This window comes from Ahrensia marina (assembly GCF_001293565.1).
In the GTDB taxonomy this organism is placed as follows: Bacteria; Pseudomonadota; Alphaproteobacteria; order Rhizobiales; family Rhizobiaceae; genus Ahrensia; species Ahrensia marina.
Map to the genome: position 1 here is coordinate 119088 of NZ_JXMU01000013.1, position 20077 is coordinate 139164.

Genomic DNA, 20077 nt, shown 5'->3' on the forward strand with positions numbered 1-20077 from the left:
CAGGCAAAGCAAATAGACACTAATTGCCTTGCTTCGTTTCCAGCGGCGTTTTGAAAATGACTTCACGGTGCGGGTAAGGAATACCGATGCCGTTTTCCTGAAAAGCATCCCACAGAGCAAGCAATACCTGACCACGGATATTGGTTAAACCCTGTTGCGGATCGCCAATCCAGAAACGCAGTTTGAAGTCGAGCGAAGATGCGCCAAACGCGGTCATCCAGCATACAGGCGCTTTGTGGTTAAGCACACGCGGCAGGTCTTTGGCAGCCTCGATCGCAATTCTGGTCACCTCGTGCGGGTCACTATCGTATGAAACGCCAAACTCTACATCCAAGCGCACGAGCTTATTGGAGAATGACCAGTTTACGACCTGCTGGGTAATAAAATCCTCATTCGGAATAAGATATTCACGGCCATCGCGGGTGATCACGGAAACAAATCGGGCGCGCAATTCACGTATCCAGCCAAATGTATCGCCAAGCTCGATTGTGTCGCCTGGCTTGATTGATTTGTCGACCAGAATGATCACGCCGGAGATAAAGTTCGAAACAACCTTTTGCAGACCGAAACCAAGACCGATACCAACAGCACCGGAAAAAATGGTCAGGGTGGTTAGGTCTAAGCCGGCAGCGGTGAGCGCCACAACAAGCGCGATAACGATAAGGCCGACTTTGACAATTTTACCCGAAAGCACTTTGAACGAAGGCGACAGGTCGGAAATGGCATTAATGCGGTTATCGAAAAATGTGCCAAACAAGGTCGCAAGCCACAGGAATAGCGACGTTAAAAATATGATGCGTAATACAAAGAGTATCGAAAGCTTGAAATCGCCTAAGTTGATTGCAGCATCATCAAGCGCTTGTGCCACAGGGTCGCGTATATCCAAGACACCGAGTGCAATATAGGCAAAAGCGCCGATGGCAATAACACGCGCAATTGTCCGGTTTTGAATTATTCTTGTCAGAACAGCCAGCGCAAGCCATGCCGACCCTAAGACAAGCGCTGCGGTGAGCACGAATGTGCGGCTTGGCCACGTATTTAAGAGAACAATTTCGCGCGCAATATATACAAGTATCAGGAAGAAGACCCACTCAAGGCGTCTCATAAACGCAATGACGATACGCAGAAGGCCGGGATTGCCTTTGATATTGCGCGCCCGGCTTTCAACGATAGGTTCAATCTTGAATGATAATAGCCATGCAACCGCAAAACAGCCGCCAATAATGGCAAGCTGATAGGCGGCCCAAGGTTCTGTCAGGTAATTCTTGGCCTGATAAAAGAAGATGAGGAAAGAGTTCCAAATTGTGTCTAGGTTCGGTTCCATAATTTCAGATTAACCGAAACTCCACGCATTGGAAGCCTTTCAATCCTATCTCCTATTATCTGCTTAGGCGGTCTGTCATTTAAGCGCGTTCTGCCAGCTTTTCTTTGCTTTGTTTCTCGCGGATCAAGTTGAAGAAACGGCGGAAGAGGTAATGGCTGTCCTGTGGACCGGGCGATGCTTCCGGATGGTGCTGAACGGAAAAAACAGGCTTTCCGTCTACCGCGAGGCCACAGTTCGTGCCATCAAATAACGACACATGTGTTTCGCTGATGCCGTCTGGCAAAGATTTTGAATCAACAGCAAAACCGTGATTCATCGACACAATTTCCACCTTGTTGGTGGTGTGGTCTTTGACCGGATGGTTTGCGCCATGGTGTCCCTGGTGCATTTTGATAGTTTTCCCGCCGACGGCCAGTGCCAGCAGCTGGTGACCGAGACAAATACCGAAAAGCGGAATGCCGCTTTCAACCAGTTTTTTAATCGTCGGTACGGCGTATTCGCCGGTCGCAGCCGGATCGCCCGGGCCATTTGAAAGGAAAACACCATCAGGGTTGTGCGCAAGCACATCTTCAGCCGTGGATTTAGCCGGCAGAATTGTGATTTTGGCGCCGAGAGCTGCAATCAGACGAAGAATGTTGCGTTTTACACCATAATCAATGGCTACGATGTGAATAGCATCGTCTGCGTTTTCGCTGTGCCCTTCATTCCATACCCATGGTTTTTCGGTCCATGATGATGTCTGGCCGACCGTCACATCTTTTGCCAGATCAAGATCAACCAGCCCTGACCAGTCCGCAGCACGCTTTTTCAGAGCCGGAATGTCAAAAACACCATTTTCATCATGGGCAATAACAGCATTTGGAACGCCATTGTTGCGTATATATGCAGTTAGGGCGCGGGTATCGATGCCTGAAAGGCCGATGATACCGCGTGCTTTCAGCCATAAATCAAGGTGCTCGGCGTTACGGTAGTTTGATGGATCAGTAATGGGCGCTTTGAAGATCGCGCCAACTGCACCGGTTCGATTAGCTGGTGTCAGATCCTCAATATCTTCCACATTGGTTCCTACATTACCAATATGAGGAAAGGTAAATGTCACAATCTGTCCGGTATAAGACGGATCGGTCATAATCTCCTGATAGCCGGTGAGGGCGGTGTTGAAGCAAACCTCGGCTTCAACAGCGCCGGTCGCGCCAAAGCCTTTGCCTTTAAAAACCGTGCCGTCGGCCAATACCAGGACCGCTGTAGGCGTTTGCTCAGTCCAAGGCGCAGGTGTGTTTCCTGTATCATTCAGTTTTGTCATAACTGACCTTCGTTTTTATATTGGGTGTGCGGTTGCTGCAATTGAGTGCAAACACCATATTGTGTGTAAAGGCAACTGGTAAGGAACAATCAAAAATCAGTGATTTTTGAAAGCATACAATGTGTATTGTAACTTTGTTCTCCTTGGGTAAACTGGAGTCTTTGATTTGAAGTTATTTTTTTGTTGTTTTATTTCAATAAGTTGAGGTCGGAGCTATGGCTTGCCATTGCTGATTGGTATCAGTATGTTCCGTCTGTCGAAATAGGGTTCAAATATGCGCGAAGCAATTCAAACTGCGCTTAAAGAAGCTGAGAAATCACAGGATAAAACACGAGTCTGCACATTGCGCCTGATCAAGGCAGCTGTGAAGGACCGTGATAGCGCTGCGCGAAGCGCGGGAAAAGACCCTGTGTCAGAAGTCGAGATCTCTGAAATCTTGACGAAAATGATCAAACAGCGCAAAGAATCGGCCAAAACCTATGAAGAAAGCGGCCGTTTGGAGCTTGCCGAACTTGAGCGTGTCGAAAGCGCTGTTATTGCAGAGTTTTTGCCTGAGCAATTATGCGAAGACAGCGTTAAGCAAGTTTGTGCGGAAGTCGTGGAAGATACCGGTGCTGAAGGTCTGCGTGACATGGGTAAATGCATGAATGCGCTAAAAACCAAATATCCAGGTCAGATGGATTTTACAAAAGCATCCGGCATTGTGAAAAATATGTTGCGTTAACAGGCAGGCTGAACTGCCTCTCTGAGGCGATAAAATTTAAATCGCCGCCGAGAGCACTCAACTTATCCACAATTTGCAAATTAGCGTCGCAGTTCATTGAAAATGAGCGTCGCTGAATGCATTTTGCGTCTTATAAGAGTGCTCTTTAACACCCGCGGATAAATTAAATGCGTTTTGGCCAGTCATTTTTGGATGAAATTAGGGATCGCGTTCCGATCTCTGACGTCATTCAGCGCTATGTGACGTGGGACAAGAAAAAAACAAATACGAAACGCGGAGATTATTGGGCTTGCTGCCCGATACATGGCGAAAACACGCCGAGTTTTCACTGTGAGGACAAAAAAGGCCGCTACTATTGTTTCGGATGCGGTGCATCAGGCGACCATTTTCGTTTTCTGACGGAACTGGAAGGCGTCAGTTTTCCTGAAGCTGTGGAGCGCGTTGCCGGTATGGCCGGTGTGGCGATGCCGACGCCTGATCCTGAAGCCGAAAAGCGCGAAGAAAAGCGTAAAACCCTCTATGAATATATGGATCTGGCCGCATCTTATTACGAAGAGCAGTTGCAAATGCAGGGCGGTGCTGCTGCGCGCGCTTATCTTCGTGACCGTGGTTTAAGCGCATCAACGATTAACAAGTTTCGCTTGGGGTTTGCGCCCAACAATCGCAGCGGTGTCAAAGAGTTTCTTGCATCCAAAGGCGCGAGCAAAGAGCAGATCGAAGCGACAGGAATGGTCGTGCATGGCGAGGATATCGCCGTATCCTATGATCGTTTCCGCGACCGGATCATGTTTCCCATTGAAGACCAGCAGGGCCGAATTATCGCATTCGGCGGGCGCGCAATGAGCGCTGACGTGCCTGCCAAATATTTAAACTCGCCGGAAACAGAACTGTTTCACAAAGGCGATATTCTTTTTAACTTCAAGCGCGCGCGTTCGGTTCAGGCCAAGCAAGGCGGGACAGTGATTGCTGTTGAAGGCTATATGGATGTGATCGCACTTGATCAGGCGGGCTTTGAAAATGCGGTTGCCCCGCTTGGTACGGCGCTAACGGAAAACCAGCTTGCAAAACTGTGGCGTGCCACGGATGAACCCGTTCTTTGTTTTGATGGTGACAAGGCGGGCTTAAGGGCTGCATTCCGCGGCCTAGAGATGGCGCTTAGTGAATTAAAGCCCGGAAAATCCGTCCGCTTTGCTTTGCTTCCTGATGGGCAGGATCCGGATGACCTTGTCAAAAAAGAAGGTCCAGCTGCCTTCAAGGATGTTTTGGCCGCTGCAAAGTCTGCCGCTGACATGCTTTGGCTTCGCGAAACCGGTGGCCAGACATTTGATACGCCTGAGCGCCGTGCCAAACTTGAACAGACAATGCGTGAGGTCACCAACCAGATCGCGGATGAAAGCGTTCGCCGTCATTACGCGCAAGACATGCGTGAGCGGGTGGCGATGTTTTTTGGCACAGCGCCTGCCGGCAATAACCGGACCGGCAGCGGTAAAAGCAATTACGGGGGCGGCGGTTACAACCGTGCAAAAGGCGGCGGTTTAAAGGGGCGTATTGCTGTAACATCACAGCTTGCAAATTCCCGCTTGACCAAGACTGGCGTTGTGAATGTCTCGGACATGCCGGTACGTGAAGCGGCATTAATGAGCGCGATCATCTGCCATCCGGATATTCTCGTCGATTCATTTGACAGGTTCATGTCGTTTGAATTTGATAATAAGAGTCTGAATGACCTTCGCAGCGCTGTTATTGAGGCGCATGGCGAAACAGCTGCACGGTTGCGGGCTGATTTGGTGCGCCATCCGGCGCTTCTGGCCTACACAGATGTTATCGCTCAAGTAGACCGGGTCGTCAGCCGTTCACGGCTTTGGGTTTTTACTGAAGAAGCCGCTTTTGAAGATGCGTTGTCTGCATTTGAGCAGGCCGTTCAGCTTTACCAGCGCGCCCGGGGCCTCAACAGAGAGTTAAAGGCGGCGGAAGATGCGTTGGCTCTTGATGGCTCGGAAGCAAATTGGGCGCGGTTTCAGGATATTCAATTGCAGGTCCGCCGCACACAAGGGCTTGATGCGCTTGTGGAAGGCTTTGGTGTCTCATCCGGACGTCCAAGCCGTAACTTTTAAGCCATAAATCGCGTTCTCGGCAAAAGAATCATGTCAATTAAACGTCACAAAAGCTTGACGTGAAGCCGAATCACGGGAATCAGGGTTATAATTATACGCGAAGGTGGAAATCGGCAGAGGGCAGCACTATTTCCTCAATAGAGAAGCAACATAAATATGGCTTTCAGATAAACACACTTAATCAATGCTTAAGGTGCGGTTGCTAGCTTTCGGCAACATGTGGCTGATTCGGTGCTTATCGAACAAACAAAGCGAAAAAGGCGACGGCTTGATAGCCTTAATACGCCGGAGAACAAACGTCTATGGCGACAACGACTAAAACAAAAAAAAATCCTGAAGCTGGGGCTAATCCAGAAGTGCAAAGCGCCGATGGACCATTGCTGGATCTGACGGCTGATTCCGTCAAGAAAATGATACGCGCTGCTAAAAAGCGTGGATTTGTTACTGTCGATGAACTGAACTCTGTTTTACCTTCCGACCAGACTGATCCTGACAAGATTGAAGACGTAATGTCTGCGCTGTCAGAGATGGGCATCAATGTCGTGGAAGAAGATGAAGACAGCGACAATGATGGTGATGGCGATGCAGGCGAAACTTCCGGCTCAAAGGAAGTGGCAACGGCCAGCGGCAGCGCTGTTGCAACAACCGTAAAGAAGAAAGAACCGACCGATCGTACAGACGATCCGGTTCGTATGTATTTGCGCGAAATGGGGCAGGTGGAACTTCTTTCACGGGAAGGTGAAATTGCCATTGCCAAGCGCATTGAGGCCGGCCGTGAAACCATGATTGCGGGTCTTTGCGAAAGCCCGCTGACCTTTCAGGCGATTATTATCTGGCGTGATGAATTGATGGAGGAAAACATCCTCCTGCGCGATATTATCGATCTTGAAACAACCTATGCTGGCCCTGAAGCCAAGGCGACGCCGAAAGTACCGACGCCAGAGGAAATTGATCAGGCGCGTAAGGAACGCGAAGAAAAAGAGCGCTTGCTGCGCCAGCCGCGCCGCCGTGATGACGATATCACGAATGTCGGTGGTGAAGGCCAGATTGAAGATGACGAGGATGAAGAAGACGAAGTGAACTTGTCGCTTGCGGCGATGGAGGGCGAGTTGCGCCCGCAAGTCATGGAAATCTTCGACAATATTGCCGATGTTTACAGCAAGCTACGTAAACTTCAGGACCAGCAGGTTGAAAGCGCGTTGGCCGATGAGGGCGATCTTTCATCCAGTCAGAAGCGCCGTTACAAACAGCTTCAGGATGATCTGGTCACACTCGTTAAATCATTGTCGCTCAATAACCAGCGTATTGATGCTCTTGTCGAGCAGCTTTACTCGATTAACCGCGGCTTTGTGCAAAATGAAGGCCGCTTGCTGCGCCTTGCAGAGACCTACGGTGTTAGCCGTGAAGCATTTTTGAAACATTATCAAGGCTCTGAACTTGATCCGAACTGGGTTGAGACAATCTCCCAGATCGATTCCAAGGCATGGAAAGCGTTTGCTGAAAAAGAACCGGTCTCAATTGAAAATCTGCGCGCTGAAATTCAGGAACTTGCGACAGAAACCGGTATTGCGATTCCGGAATTCCGCCGCATCGTAAATCAGGTTCAGAAAGGCGAGCGCGAAGCGCGTATTGCCAAGAAGGAAATGGTCGAGGCCAATCTGCGTCTCGTGATTTCAATTGCAAAGAAATACACCAACCGCGGTTTGCAGTTCCTGGATCTCATTCAGGAAGGCAATATCGGCCTGATGAAGGCTGTCGACAAGTTTGAATACCGTCGCGGCTACAAATTCTCGACCTATGCGACATGGTGGATACGTCAGGCGATTACCCGTTCAATCGCTGACCAGGCGCGTACTATCCGTATTCCGGTTCATATGATTGAGACAATCAACAAGATCGTGCGTACATCACGTCAGATGCTGCATGAAATTGGCCGCGAACCAACACCGGAAGAGCTGTCTGAAAAGCTGGCAATGCCGCTTGAAAAGGTACGTAAGGTTCTAAAAATCGCCAAAGAGCCGATTTCGCTCGAAACACCGGTTGGTGATGAGGACGATTCACATCTTGGTGACTTTATCGAAGACAAGCAGGCAATTTTGCCGATTGATGCGGCTATTCAGGCAAACCTGCGCGAGACAACGACTCGCGTATTGGCTTCACTGACACCGCGTGAGGAACGCGTTCTTCGTATGCGTTTTGGTATCGGTATGAACACTGACCACACGCTCGAAGAAGTGGGTCAGCAATTCTCGGTTACCCGCGAGCGTATTCGCCAGATCGAGGCAAAAGCGCTTCGCAAGCTGAAGCATCCAAGCCGAAGCCGCAAATTGCGCTCATTCCTAGATCAGTAAGAACAAAAGCCCGGCCATTGAGCCGGGTTTTTCTGTTTCATGGGAACTATCTGTCTCCAATACCATTACGTTAGTGTAACCGGGGGCAGGCACTTGGACGAAATAAATATCAATCCGCTGACAATTTTAACCAATCAGATCACCAGCATGATCAAGGCGACAATTGCTTTGCTGCCAGAATTGGCCGTAGCACTGGTTGTCATTTTACTTACTTGGCTAATAGCAAAATTTGTCCGTTTTATTGTTAAGCAAACGCTCAACAAATCGAAGATGCGGCCAAGTCTTTGTGGTCTGGTGATTATGTTGAGCGGTTTGGCTGTCTGGATTTTCGGCCTTATGTCTGCGGCCATTATCCTATTCCCGAACCTGACCCCGGCTTCTATGCTTGCAGGCCTCGGCCTTGGATCCGTAGCGATCGGTTTTGCTTTCAAGGATACATTTGAAAATTTTCTAGCTGGCATAATCATCCTACTGCGCAAGGAAATGCGTATTAATGATCACATTGAATGCGAAGACCTTGAAGGAAAAGTCGAGGATATTGCAATTCGGGAAACCCATATTCGTCAGACCGACGGTCAATTGGTGATTGTGCCGAATTCGGTACTTTTTAAAAATCCGCTGACAATCCGCACTGATCTGGACCAACGCCGCGCGACAATCATATGTGGCATAGCCTATGATGAGGACGTTGCGGAGGGTCGCAAAGTCATTAAGAAGGCTGTTGAGGGATGCTCAACTGTGATCAAAGATAACCGTCCTATACAGATATTTGCGCAGGAATTCGCAGACAGTTCGATTAACTTTGAAATTACTTGGTGGCCCGGCTCAAAGCCTGTCGATATCCGCACCTCACGAGACGAGGTGGTTGAGGCTGTTAAAAAAGCTCTTGATGATGCTGGAATTGAAATTCCGTTCCCATATCGGACAATGACGTTCAAAGAGCCGTTATCTTTGGTTGATGAAAATTAGTCCAAGCACCAATCTATCGGCGTGATTCCGTTTTCTTGTAAGAAGCTGTTGGCTTTAGAGAACGGCTTAGTGCCAAAAAAGCCCTTGTGAACAGATAAAGGTGACGGGTGCACCGAACGGATAACCAGATGCCTGCTTTCATCGACAAAGGATGCTTTGCGCTGTGCATAGGCGCCCCATAAAATGAAAACGATTGGCCGGGACTGCTCGTTGACAAGTTTAATCACGGCATCGGTAAATCTTTCCCAGCCTTTGTTCTGATGGGAGCCTGCTTTATGCGCTTCAACCGTCAAAACTGAATTGAGCAAGAGAACGCCTTGCTTTGCCCACGCATTGAGATTTCCGTGACTGGCGGGTTCAATGCCAAGATCATTGTGCAATTCTTTGAAGATGTTGATCAGTGACGGCGGTATGCGAACGTCTTCGGAAACCGAAAAACTCAAGCCATGCGCCTGGTTTGGACCATGATAAGGGTCTTGCCCCAATATGACGACCTTAACCTGATCAAGCGGCGTCGTATCCAGTGCGTTGAACCACAACTTTGCCGGTGGGTATATTTGCTTTCCGGCATCACGTTCTGATTGCAAAAAAGCTTTGAGTTTTTGCATATAATCACTGTCAAACTCATGGCTTAGATGTTTAAGCCAGCTTTCATGTAAATGGACCATGTTCACTCAATTGCCTATTTTGTTTAAGCTCGGTTAGCTTCGTTCTAACCGTTACTGAAAGCGAAAATATGCCACATCAAATCGTAAAGCTGAACACAAACGGGCAAGGGCTGTATGAATTTACGTCAGATGTGCAACGTTTTGTAAAAACGTATGCGCCCGCCGATGCTTTGCTAACACTCTTTGTTCGGCACACATCGTGCTCGCTTCTTGTGCAGGAGAATGCGGATAGCGAAGTGCAATCCGATATGAGAGCATTTTTTGCGCGTCTGGTGCCTCCAACCAGCGACCCCTCAATGTCATATCTCAAACATACTTATGAAGGACCGGACGATATGCCCGCGCATATCAAAGCCGCTTTGACACAGACTTCGATTGGAATTCCGGTGATTGACGCAGAGATGATGCTGGGAACATGGCAAGGGATCTATCTGTTCGAGCATCGCGACAGGCCCCATGCGCGGCAAATCGTGCTGCATTTGACCGGCAATACCTAATAAAACTTTAATTGTTTCAAGTGCATTTTATCGTCATGAAAAAACTGCACAGACACCACGCCAGAATCGCAGCAATGGCATTACTTGTTTTGGTTCAAAGTTGTGCGGCTGCTTCCGTGGCCGGTACGGTTGTAGGATCAACGGTGAAGGTTACGAAAGTCGCAGTCAAAGGTACGGTAGGTGCAGGAAAACTGGTTTACCGCGGTGGTAAAGCCGTTGGAAGAACGGTAACAGGCGGCGGTGGCTATACTTCGAACAACGATTATGCCTATTCAGGGGAAAGCTATCAGGATTATGACGATAATACGCCGAGCTGCTTAAATCCGGACGGTTCCTATTCACCGGCTTTGCGCGGTGCAAGCGGCGAGTATTTCTGCCCAAACTAAAATATAAGCTCGCTCACATAACGTTTTCGTGAAGAGTAGGCTGTAGATGAAGCAATATTTTGCCTTGGTCCTGCCTGATTTGACCAGCTATAAGATCACAAAACAAAGTAATCTTGGAGCTGTTAATGTCTCAGTCAATGCTGATTTCCCGCCGTAATGCCCTTCTGTCCATGGCAGCAATACCTGCCGCGCTGAGCGTAACCAATTTGCCCGCTTTTGCACAGAGCGCACCGGCATCTGAAGGCAGCGTTGATATGGATAAATTGCTGGCTGACAATGCTTTGCCGGAGATGTTTAAAGGCGAAGAAGATGCGCCGGTCACAATCGTTGAATATGCATCAATGACGTGTGGCCACTGTGCGAACTTCCATAACAATACGTATCCTGAGTTGAAAGAAAAGTATCTCGACACTGGTAAGGCACGCCTGATCATACGTGAATTTCCGTTTGATCCGCGCGCGGCAGCGGCATTTATGTTGGCCCGCTGCGCACCAAATGATGCTTATTTCGCAATGGTTGATGTGCTTTTCAAACAGCAGTCGACATGGGCCCGGGCGGAAAATGCACGCGCTCCATTGGAAAACATTGCCAAATTGGCCGGTTTTACACAGGAGTCGTTCGAGAAATGCTTGACCGACCAGCAGCTTTTGAATGATGTGAATAAGGTGCGGGAACGTGGTCAGACCGAGTTTGGTGTGAACGCGACACCGACATTTTTCATCAATGGCGAAAAATACGCCGGAGCGCTGACAATTGATCAACTGTCTGCCATTATTGACCCTCTGCTCTAAGCAGAAAATCATCGCGCAAGGCGGCTTGACTTTGCGCGGGGGCAGCGGCGCATGAAATTTAACAAACTGCGCCTTCTTGGCTTCAAGTCATTTGTTGAACCAACAGAATTTGCGATTGAGCGTGGCCTGACAGGTGTTGTCGGCCCGAACGGGTGCGGCAAGTCCAATCTGGTTGAAGCGCTGCGATGGGTAATGGGCGAAAGCTCTTACAAAAACATGCGCGCTTCGGGCATGGACGATGTTATTTTCTCCGGTTCGGGCACACGCCCGTCACGCAACACTGCCGAAGTAGCCCTTTTCCTCGATAATGATGATCGCACAGCGCCCGCCGCGTTCAATGACAGCGAGTTATTGCAGGTAACGCGCCGGATCGAGCGCGAAAACGGATCGGCTTACCGGATCAACGGCAAGGATGCACGCGCGAAAGATGTGCAATTGCTGTTTGCCGACCAGTCTACCGGCGCCCGTTCGCCTTCAATGGTCGGGCAGGGCCGCATTGGCGAGCTTATTCAGGCGAAACCGCAGGCACGACGCGCACTGCTAGAAGAGGCTGCGGGTATTTCCGGCCTGCATTCGCGCCGTCATGAAGCCGAATTGCGCTTGCGCGGCGCTGAAAGCAATCTGGAACGGTTGGATGATGTGACATCCGAACTGGAAAGCCAGATCGAAAGTCTGAAGCGTCAGGCGCGTCAGGCCAATCGCTTCCGTACATTATCAAGGGATATTCGTCAGGCAGAGGCCACGCTCTTCCATTTGAAATGGGTGCAGGCAAAGGCCGCCGAGGCAGAGAGCCAGTCCATTCTTTCCAAGGCAACTAACGAAGTTGCCGAACGTGCGCAATTGCAGATGGAAGCGGCACGCCTGCAAGGTATCGCACAAAAAGCTTTGCCGCCTTTACGTGAGGCCGAAGCCGAGGCCGCCGCCGCATTGCAGCGACTGACAATCGCGCGTGATCAACTCGATACAGAAGCAGAGCGTCTGCGGGCAAGAAAGCGCGAATATGAGCAGCGTATTGCGCAATTAGCGACGGACATTGAGCGTGAAGAACGTATGCTTGTCGAAAATGCTGATATTCTGGCCCAATTAAGTGAAGAAGAAAAAACGCTACGGGCACAGGATGAAGGCACTGACGAGCGCGAGGCCGAACTAGCTGCAAAGGTAGAGACTGCCAAAACAGAGCTGGAAGCCTCAGAAGCGGAACTTTCTAAAATTACCGCTGAACGCGCCGAAGCCCAGGCACTGCGTACACAATTACAACGCCGCATCAGCGAACTGAGTGATCGCCGTTCACGGCTTGAAACACAGGAACGCAATGTCGATGCTGAACTAACGGCGCTCAACGAGAAAATCAGCAAGCTGGATGATCCTGCTGAAAAGCAGGCACTTGTTGAGAAGGCTGAAGCAGCGATAGTTGAGGCGGAACAGGCTGTCACAAAAACAGAAGATGATGTGGTCAAAGCACGTGCTGCTGAAACCGCATTGCGCCCTGATCTTGCAGAGGCGCGTGAGGCGCTCAACACGCTTGAGGCTGAAGCCCGTACGATTGCAAAGCTGTTAAATGCCGGCGGCAATGATCTGTTTCCGGCGATTATCGAAAGTCTGAAGGTTGATAAGGGCTTTGAAACTGCATTGGGAGCGGCGCTCGGCGATGATCTGGATGTGCCGACAGATTCAAGTGCTGCTGTCTATTTCGCCGGTGCGAACGCTGCTGCTGATGATCCGCAATTGCCTGACGGTGCAATAGCGCTGGCAAACCATGTTCGTGGCGGCGAAGCCATTGAACGTCGTTTGAAGCAAATTGGTGTTGTTGCCGATGAAGCCGCCGGCAACTCTCTTGCGCCCGCACTTAAAGCAGGTCAGCGCCTTGTCACCAAGCAAGGCGCGCTTTGGCGATGGGACGGATATCGTGCGGCAACCGATGCACCCACAATGGCAGCGCAGCGTCTGGCGCAGAAAAACCGTTTAAGCGAGCTTGATTTAGAAATCGTCGAAGCCACCAAAGCAAAAACGACGATAGAAACATCTATGCAGACCGCCGAGACGGCAACGCGTAACGCTGTACAAGCTGAAAATGCTGCCCGTCAAACATTGAAAGAACGTCAGAATGACGCCCGCAAGGCCCGCGATGAACTGGCTGCTGCCGAACGTTCGTCAGGTGAATTGTCGCGTCGCCGCGCTGTTTTGGATGAGTCCTTCGGGCGTATCCGAACTGATTTAAACGAAGCTGTCGGCGTGTTGGCCGAGGCGGAAGCCGCTTTGGCCGCTGAGCCGGAGGTGACATCTTTTGATGCGCGTCTTCAGAGCCTGCAGGCAGGCGTTGCAAAAGACCGTGCCGTTCTGGCTGAACTGCGTGCAGAGCACCAGGGCTTGGCCCGTGAAGTGGAGGCAAGACGCAACAGGTTAAACGCGATTGAACGCGAAACCAAAAGCTGGGCAGAACGGCGCGCCAATGCAGATAGCCAGATTGCAACTCTGCGTGCGCGGGAAACAGAAACCCAAAAGCTTCTGGAAGAATTGGCTGATAGTCCGGGCGAATTTGAAGCCCGCCAGCGTGAGCTGATACGCCAGATTGAAGCTGCTGAAGCAAAGCGCAATGAAGCAGCCGACAGGCTTGCAAAGGCGGAAACATCTGCCGGTGAGGCAGACCGCGCGGCAACGGCGACTATTCAGGATCTGTCAACAACCCGCGAAGGCCGCGCACGTGCGGAAGAGCGCGCTGCCGCCGCATCTGAGCGTCGTTCGGACATTGAAGCCAGAATTCATGAAGCGCTCAATTGCGAGCCGCATAAAGCATTCGAACAGACCGGCTTGGCGGTTGACGATGCGATGCCCGAGATGGACCCAACTGAAAAACGCCTTGAGCGCCTGAAAATTGAACGTGAGCGTTTGGGCGCAGTGAACCTGCGCGCGGAAGAAGAGCAAAACGAACTGTCCGAGCGTTTCGGCTTGATCACTTCCGAACGCGAAGACGTTGTTCAGGCTATTGCAGAGCTGCGTTCGGCTATTTCATCGCTGAACAAGGAAGGGCGTGAACGCCTTCTTGTCGCATTCGAAGCGGTGCAGGACCATTTCAAACGTCTGTTTACGCATTTGTTTAACGGTGGCACAGCAGAATTGCAGCTTATCGAGAGCGACGATCCGCTGGAAGCCGGACTGGAAATTATTGCACGCCCGCCGGGCAAAAAACCGCAAACGATGACGCTTCTTTCAGGTGGTGAGCAGGCTTTGACAGCCATGGCGTTGATCTTTGCCGTGTTCCTGACTAACCCCGCGCCAATCTGCGTTCTTGATGAGGTTGATGCGCCGCTTGACGATCACAATGTGGAGCGCTTCTGCGACCTGATGGACAAAATGAGTGCGGAAACTGACACGCGTTTTGTGATTATCACGCACAACCCGATCACAATGGCCCGAATGGATCGCCTGTTTGGCGTTACAATGAAAGAGCAAGGTGTATCTCAATTGGTATCCGTTGACCTTCAAGAGGCTGAAGAGCTTCGTGAGGCAAGCTAGCTCTATCATTTGAAGTATTGAGGCTTATAGTGCCGTATTTGGAAGTCGTTGAAGCTGTAACCCGGACAAAGAATTGCACTGAATGAGAAAATGGGTTTACACATTTGCCGACGGTATGGCCGAAGGTTCAGCTGCTGATGTAGCGCTGCTGGGCAGTAAAGGCGCAAACCTCGCCGAGATGAGCCGCATCGGACTGCCGGTTCCTCCCGGATTTACAATCACCACTGATGCTTGTAACCGCGCATTGCAGGATGGCGAAATTCCGCAGCGCGTGCGCGAACAGGTTGATGCGGCGCTCCGTCATTGCGAAATCATGAGCGGCAAGAAGTTTGGCGCAATCACAAATCCGTTGGTTGTATCGGTGCGCTCCGGTGCCCGTGTGTCCATGCCGGGCATGATGGACACGGTGTTGAACTTGGGCCTTAACGATGAAACCGTTGAAGCCTTAAGCGAGCAAAGCGGCGATGAGCGTTTTGCTTACGATACTTACCGGCGTTTTATTCAAATGTACGCAACGGTGGTCATGGGGTGTGATCACGCATTGTTTGAAGACATACTGGATGCTGCACGCGAAAATGCCGGCGCTTCGAGAGACAATGAACTTGGCGCCGAAGAATTGCGCGGCATTGTGAAATCCTACAAAAACGCCATTCAGGATGATCTAGACGAGACCTTTCCGCAGGACCCGAAAGAACAATTGTGGCGCACAGTTGAGGCCGTATTTAAAAGCTGGAACAATCCGCGCGCAGCCACATATCGAGCTTTGCACAACATTCCGGTAGAATGGGGCACAGCAGTGACTGTGCAGGCCATGGTATTTGGAAATTCAGGCCGTAATTCTGCGACAGGTGTTGCTTTCACGCGAAACCCTTCCACCGGCGAAAATGTTCTTTTTGGAGAGTTTCTCGTTGATGCTCAAGGTGAGGATGTTGTTGCCGGTTTCAGAACGCCTGATCCGCTCAGCATCGTTGATGACAAGCCCGGCGCTTCGATGCAGGAACGGCTGCCGGAGCCCTATAAAGCTCTGACAAGTCTGGCCAATGATCTTGAGCAGCATTTTGGTGATATGCAGGACATCGAGTTTACCGTTGAAGCGGGAAAACTGTGGCTCTTACAGACCAGAGCGGGCAAGAGAACGGCCAAAGCTGCAATTCGTATCGCCATTGAAATGGCCAATAGCGATGTGATATCGCGGCAAACCGCATTAATGCGCGTTGATGCGTCCTCGCTTGATCAATTGCTGCACCCGTCAATTGACCCTGATGCGAAGCGCAAAATTATCGCATCCGGTCTGCCAGCATCACCCGGTGCAGCGTGCGGCGAGATTGTTTTTTCGTCTGCGGATGCTGTGGCTGCAAAGGCGGAAGGGCGCGATGTTATTCTGGTGCGGCCGGAGACAAGCCCTGACGATATTCAAGGCATGGAGGCGGCTGTCGGTATTTTGACATCGCGCGGCGGCATGACCAGCCATGCAGCCGTAGTCGCGCGCGGAATGGGCAAGCCGTGCATCACCGGTGCCGGAGGAATGCGTATCGACAAGCACAATAAAGCGCTTGTGACAGGCGGCGTTATGCTGCGTAGCGGTGATTATCTGACTTTGGATGGTAACCAGGGGCAGGTGCTTGAAGGCAAACTGCCAATGGTTGATAGCGAGTTGTCGGGCGATTTTGCAACGCTGATGGAGTGGAGTGATGCCGAGCGCCGGCTAAAAGTCCGCACCAATGCCGACACACCAACCGAAGCGCGTGTTGCCCGTAATTTTCAGGCTGACGGTATCGGTCTTTGCCGCACGGAGCACATGTTTGCCGAAGGTGAACGCTCCAACATTATGCGCGAAATGATTGTCGCCGAAACCGAAGAGGAGCGCCGTGCGGTGTTGGATCGGTTGATGCCTATGCAGCGCAGCGATTTTATCGAGCTGTTTGAAATTATGCAGGGGCACCCGATTGCCATTCGGCTTTTTGATCCCCCTTTGCATGATTTTTTACCCAAAGAAGAAGAGGCAATCAGAGAATCTGCAAAAACTTTGGGTATAGACAGCTCAAAAATGATGCGGCGCGTGGAAGAACTGCGCGAAATCAATCCCATGCTTGGTAACCGTGGTGTCCGGCTTGCGATTTGTTTTCCGGAAATTGCTGAAATGCAAACCCGTGCCATTTTTGAAGCTGCAATTCTAGCCGGTAAAAAGTCAGGCGAACTGGTTGTGCCTGAAATCGTTGTTCCGCTTGTCGCTTATAATGCCGAGCTTGAATATATCCGCACGCGCATCGATAAGATTGCTGATGAAGTGATGGCGAGCCATGATCAGAAGATTGAATATCTGGTGGGCTGCATCATTGAATTGCCCCGTGCAGCCATTCGGGCTGAACTGATCGCGCAAAGTGCGGACTTTTTATCGTTCGGCACAAACGATCTGACGCAGACAACACTTGGCATTTCGCGTGATGATGCGTCGACTTTTCTGTCAACTTACCTGCGTAAAGGCGTTATCCAGCTTGATCCGTTTATCAATCTCGATGTCGAGGGCGTTGGCGAATTGATGCGTATCGCGACTGAACGTGGCCGCAAAACAGAACCTGAACTACTCTTGGGAATTACCGGCGAACATGGCGGCGACCCTACATCTATCACCTTTTGTGAGAAGCTCGGGCTCGACTATGTTTCCTGTTCGCCATATCGCGTGCCAATTGCACGTCTTGCCGCCGCACAGGCCGCAATCTCCAAAAAGGCGGGTTAGTTTCAGCTTTCAGAGCCTGAATAGGATCGTGATTGCGCCTTTGCAGATTGATTGGTAAATCCAGTGCAGCACACTGCCGCATCGGCGGCCAAATCGGGTAGTTGGAATTAAAGTATGCGACCATTGCCGAGACGACTGCCTTCAAGATCGGCAAAATGGGCGATGCGTGTTGCGCTTTTCACACCTGTTTTAGCCATATTATCCGTTCTTGCACACCGTGGGTCGAGTGTGGACACGTTCGGTTTTCTTGTCCTTTTGGCCGTCATTGCATTACTGGGCCTTATAACGCTTGTTCTTGTCATTGTGGCTTTTCACAGCCTTTGGACGTATGGAAAACGTGGCGGCCGCCGTGCCACTTGGGCGCTGATACTGACGGCTATTGTATTGGCACCTTTTGTGTACGCAGCGACATTATGGTTCACAGCGCCATTGCAGGCCGATCTGTCGACAGATTTAATCGACCCGCCGGTTTTTCGTTCGGAACTCGCTGAATATGGTGACAGTGCCGCAAGTATTGTTGCCGGTGAACTGCGCGACGGTTATCCGGCTATTACAGGACGTCAATACGAGGCACCGTTGGAAATTGTGCTTGATGCGGTTTTAACGCAAGGAGAGCTGTTCGGGTGGCGTGTTGTCGACCGTTCGGGACGTATCGGCGCGGATGACGAATTGCTGGTGGAGTTTATGCATCATACAACACTATTGGCTTTTCCAATCGAGACAGTTGTCCGCATCACGGATGAGGGCGATACAAGCTATCTCGATATAAGGTCTAACATGCCTGATCTTATTCATGATCTTGGCACTAATGCGCGCATTATCACTGAGTTTTTGCGCGAAATTGATCTGACGCTGGTTGGTCAGGTGGGCGGCTAGGCTTCCGGTTGGCGCATCAATCTATGCTTTCAATAAGCTTGAAACGTTTTTCCAATGACGGATCTCCGTCACAGGAAACCAGTCCTTTATCAACCAACGCTTCTAACTGGGCAAAAACGGACAGTCCCGCCGCACCGTGCAGTCTTGGATCGGTATTACGATAGATTTGCCTCACCATTTCAGGAATGGTTTCATCGCCCTTTGATAAGCGTTCCAAAATCGCGCGCTCGCGCATTTTCCGGTGGGTCTTTAATCCCCGCACGAACTGTTTCGGATTGTTGACGGGGCCGCCATGCCCGGGAAAATAAATGCGGTCATCGCGCGCAAGCATTTTATCGAGCGAAGCCATATACTGGCTCATTGAACCATCGGGCGGCGCGACGATGGATGTTGCCCACGCCATGATGTGATCACCGGTAAAAACAATGCCGGTATCAGTTAGGGCAAAAGACAGATGATTGGCCGTATGGCCAGGTGTCGCGATGGCCTCTAGGGTCCAGCCGATACCGTGCACGCGCTGGCCATCATTTAAAATATCGTCAGGTTTGTAGTTTCGGTCCGCTGAGGCATCGAGGGCATTGATTTCACCCAAATGCAGTTCTCTTGCAGCAAAATGCGGCGCGGCACCGACAATTTTTGCCCCTGTACGGCCTTTTAGATTTGCGGCCAGCGGCGAATGGTCAATATGTGTATGGGTGATAACAATATGGCTGACATTCCGCCCGCCAATTGCTTGCAGCAAGGTTTCTAGATGGGCTTCGTCTTCCGGGCCGGGGTCGATAACAGCAAGCACATCCTCGCCTAAAATGTAAGAATTGGTTCCCTGAAAGGTAAAAGGTCCGGTATTGCCGCATGTGACCCGCATGACGCCGGGAGCGACTGAAACAGCATTGCCGTGCTGCGGGTCGAATTTCGTGCTGAACATATCTTTTGTAGACATTTTGGGACGTTTACTCGTTCTGCTTGCCGTAAATCACAATGGAAGTTATATCTTTGCTTATTGACGTGTGAAGATGCGCGCAATGGCTATAAATAGATTCACGTAAACAGGATTATTATAATGGCAACTTCAACTTCTGCACAGGCGCTGATTTACCGTGCGTTGCCCGATGCAAGTGCAACGCGTATTGCAGGTTTGGTCGTGTTGGCAATCGTGGGATCGCTTTTACTGACAATTTCCGGACAGATTAAAGTGCCGTTTTATCCGGTTCCAGCAACGCTTCAGACATTGGCTGTATTTATGATCGCCGCAGTTTACGGCCGTAATCTTACTGTTGCGACTGTTGCACTTTACTTGGCGCAAGGCGCTGTTGGCTTGCCTGTATTTACAGGTGGTGCAGGGCTCGCCTACATGGCTGGCCCAACAGGCGGATTTCTTGCCGGTTTCCTTGTTGCTGCTGCTGTTATCGGTTCTGCTGTGGATCGCGGCTGGGGCGCAAACGCATTTAAATTGTTTGGCGCAACACTTTTAGGCGCTGTTCTGTTGATGGGCATTGGCTACCTTTGGCTTGCAGGTTTGATTGGTGCAGAAAAAGCATGGATCTATGGCGTTGCGCCATTTGCCTTGGGCGAGCTTACAAAAGCGGCGCTTTCATCTGCGCTTATTCCTGCGGTTGCCGCGCTTTTCCGCCGCAAATAACGACCACTACATCCACTTTAGAACCGCGTCCTTTTGGGGCGCGGTTTTTTATTGAAGTGTTGCGTAGCCTATTGATTAGCAACATCTTACCGTTGAATAATTTGCTCACTGGTAGCATGGTGGGCATAATATAGTCTGCTACGGCTTCAAAAATAATAAATATGTTCCGATGCAAGGGACAACAA

Annotated in this window: 15 protein-coding genes; 11 read left to right on the forward strand and 4 right to left on the reverse strand. The window is 50.6% G+C overall.

Features of this window, described 5'->3' with window-relative positions:
• Positions 1 to 19: 19 nt before the first annotated feature.
• Together SU32_RS09985 and carA are read right to left on the reverse strand one after the other, a co-directional pair.
• Positions 20 to 1324: a mechanosensitive ion channel family protein gene (locus tag SU32_RS09985; protein ID WP_053999209.1), complete on the reverse strand. Its 1305-nt coding sequence runs from the start codon at positions 1322 to 1324 to the stop codon at positions 20 to 22.
• Positions 1325 to 1403: 79 nt separating this feature from the next.
• Positions 1404 to 2618 carry a glutamine-hydrolyzing carbamoyl-phosphate synthase small subunit gene (carA, locus tag SU32_RS09990; RefSeq protein WP_425394268.1) on the reverse strand — a complete coding sequence of 405 codons (1215 nt, stop codon included), beginning with the start codon at positions 2616 to 2618 and terminating at the stop codon, positions 1404 to 1406.
• Between the two features lie 283 nt (positions 2619 to 2901).
• On the opposite strand from carA, the gene SU32_RS09995 reads away from it, so the two are divergent.
• The 4 genes from SU32_RS09995 (at position 2902) to SU32_RS10010 (ending at position 8785) form a co-directional block, all read left to right on the forward strand.
• The gene (locus SU32_RS09995) at positions 2902 to 3351 is read left to right on the forward strand and encodes a GatB/YqeY domain-containing protein (protein WP_053999211.1); all 450 of its coding nucleotides are present in this window, start codon (positions 2902 to 2904) and stop codon (positions 3349 to 3351) included.
• Between the two features lie 167 nt (positions 3352 to 3518).
• Positions 3519 to 5465 carry a DNA primase gene (gene dnaG / locus SU32_RS10000; RefSeq protein WP_053999212.1) on the forward strand — a complete coding sequence of 649 codons (1947 nt, stop codon included), beginning with the start codon at positions 3519 to 3521 and terminating at the stop codon, positions 5463 to 5465.
• A 302-nt stretch (positions 5466 to 5767) separates the two neighbouring features.
• Positions 5768 to 7816, forward strand: a complete 2049-nt coding sequence (rpoD, locus tag SU32_RS10005) for an RNA polymerase sigma factor RpoD (RefSeq protein WP_053999213.1) — start codon at positions 5768 to 5770, stop codon at positions 7814 to 7816.
• Positions 7817 to 7909: 93 nt separating this feature from the next.
• The gene (locus tag SU32_RS10010) at positions 7910 to 8785 is read left to right on the forward strand and encodes a mechanosensitive ion channel family protein (RefSeq protein WP_211097734.1); all 876 of its coding nucleotides are present in this window, start codon (positions 7910 to 7912) and stop codon (positions 8783 to 8785) included.
• On the opposite strand, the gene ung is transcribed toward SU32_RS10010, so the two are convergent.
• Positions 8782 to 9453, reverse strand: a complete 672-nt coding sequence (gene ung, locus SU32_RS10015) for a uracil-DNA glycosylase (RefSeq protein ID WP_053999214.1) — start codon at positions 9451 to 9453, stop codon at positions 8782 to 8784. The two genes, SU32_RS10010 and ung, sit on opposite strands and share 4 nt — an antisense overlap.
• Before the next feature lie 68 nt (positions 9454 to 9521).
• Here ung and SU32_RS10020 point away from each other — a divergent pair, with 68 nt between their 5' ends.
• The 6 genes from SU32_RS10020 to SU32_RS10045 all read left to right on the forward strand — a co-directional run bounded on the left by SU32_RS10020 (position 9522) and on the right by SU32_RS10045 (position 18253).
• On the forward strand, positions 9522 to 9950 hold the full coding sequence (locus SU32_RS10020) for a secondary thiamine-phosphate synthase enzyme YjbQ (protein WP_053999215.1): 429 nt from the start codon (positions 9522 to 9524) through the stop codon (positions 9948 to 9950).
• 74 nt (positions 9951 to 10024) lie between these two features.
• Complete coding sequence (locus SU32_RS10025; RefSeq protein WP_053999216.1) at positions 10025 to 10336, forward strand: hypothetical protein; 312 nt, start codon at positions 10025 to 10027, stop codon at positions 10334 to 10336.
• 125 nt (positions 10337 to 10461) lie between these two features.
• The gene (locus tag SU32_RS10030) at positions 10462 to 11127 is read left to right on the forward strand and encodes a DsbA family protein (protein ID WP_053999217.1); all 666 of its coding nucleotides are present in this window, start codon (positions 10462 to 10464) and stop codon (positions 11125 to 11127) included.
• 51 nt (positions 11128 to 11178) lie between these two features.
• Positions 11179 to 14640, forward strand: coding sequence for a chromosome segregation protein SMC (gene smc / locus SU32_RS10035; protein ID WP_053999218.1), 3462 nt, complete (start codon positions 11179 to 11181; stop codon positions 14638 to 14640).
• Positions 14641 to 14722: 82 nt separating this feature from the next.
• Positions 14723 to 17377: a pyruvate, phosphate dikinase gene (gene ppdK / locus SU32_RS10040; RefSeq protein ID WP_053999219.1), complete on the forward strand. Its 2655-nt coding sequence runs from the start codon at positions 14723 to 14725 to the stop codon at positions 17375 to 17377.
• 114 nt (positions 17378 to 17491) lie between these two features.
• Entirely contained in the window at positions 17492 to 18253 is a 762-nt protein-coding gene (locus SU32_RS10045; protein ID WP_082376619.1) for a DUF1499 domain-containing protein, read from the forward strand.
• Positions 18254 to 18269: 16 nt separating this feature from the next.
• Here the strand turns inward: SU32_RS10045 and SU32_RS10050 are convergent, their stop codons facing one another.
• Entirely contained in the window at positions 18270 to 19193 is a 924-nt protein-coding gene (locus tag SU32_RS10050) for an MBL fold metallo-hydrolase (RefSeq protein ID WP_053999221.1), read from the reverse strand.
• A gap of 120 nt (positions 19194 to 19313) precedes the next feature.
• Here SU32_RS10050 and SU32_RS10055 point away from each other — a divergent pair, with 120 nt between their 5' ends.
• Positions 19314 to 19892, forward strand: coding sequence for a biotin transporter BioY (locus tag SU32_RS10055; protein WP_053999222.1), 579 nt, complete (start codon positions 19314 to 19316; stop codon positions 19890 to 19892).
• The last annotated feature ends 185 nt before the right edge of the window (positions 19893 to 20077 follow it).

Bases quoted from the DNA above. Each gene is read 5' to 3' on its own strand.
- dnaG (WP_053999212.1), top strand. From the start codon at position 3,519: ATGCGTTTTGGCCAGTCATTTTTGGATGAAATTAGGGATCGCGTTCCG.
- SU32_RS10045 (WP_082376619.1), top strand. From the start codon at position 17,492: ATGCGACCATTGCCGAGACGACTGCCTTCAAGATCGGCAAAATGGGCG.
- SU32_RS09985 (WP_053999209.1), bottom strand. From the start codon at position 1,324: ATGGAACCGAACCTAGACACAATTTGGAACTCTTTCCTCATCTTCTTT.
- SU32_RS10055 (WP_053999222.1), top strand. From the start codon at position 19,314: ATGGCAACTTCAACTTCTGCACAGGCGCTGATTTACCGTGCGTTGCCC.
- SU32_RS10030 (WP_053999217.1), top strand. From the start codon at position 10,462: ATGTCTCAGTCAATGCTGATTTCCCGCCGTAATGCCCTTCTGTCCATG.
- SU32_RS10025 (WP_053999216.1), top strand. From the start codon at position 10,025: ATGGCATTACTTGTTTTGGTTCAAAGTTGTGCGGCTGCTTCCGTGGCC.
- SU32_RS10020 (WP_053999215.1), top strand. From the start codon at position 9,522: ATGCCACATCAAATCGTAAAGCTGAACACAAACGGGCAAGGGCTGTAT.
- ung (WP_053999214.1), bottom strand. From the start codon at position 9,453: ATGGTCCATTTACATGAAAGCTGGCTTAAACATCTAAGCCATGAGTTT.
- SU32_RS09995 (WP_053999211.1), top strand. From the start codon at position 2,902: ATGCGCGAAGCAATTCAAACTGCGCTTAAAGAAGCTGAGAAATCACAG.
- smc (WP_053999218.1), top strand. From the start codon at position 11,179: ATGAAATTTAACAAACTGCGCCTTCTTGGCTTCAAGTCATTTGTTGAA.
- SU32_RS10050 (WP_053999221.1), bottom strand. From the start codon at position 19,193: ATGTCTACAAAAGATATGTTCAGCACGAAATTCGACCCGCAGCACGGC.
- rpoD (WP_053999213.1), top strand. From the start codon at position 5,768: ATGGCGACAACGACTAAAACAAAAAAAAATCCTGAAGCTGGGGCTAAT.
- ppdK (WP_053999219.1), top strand. From the start codon at position 14,723: ATGAGAAAATGGGTTTACACATTTGCCGACGGTATGGCCGAAGGTTCA.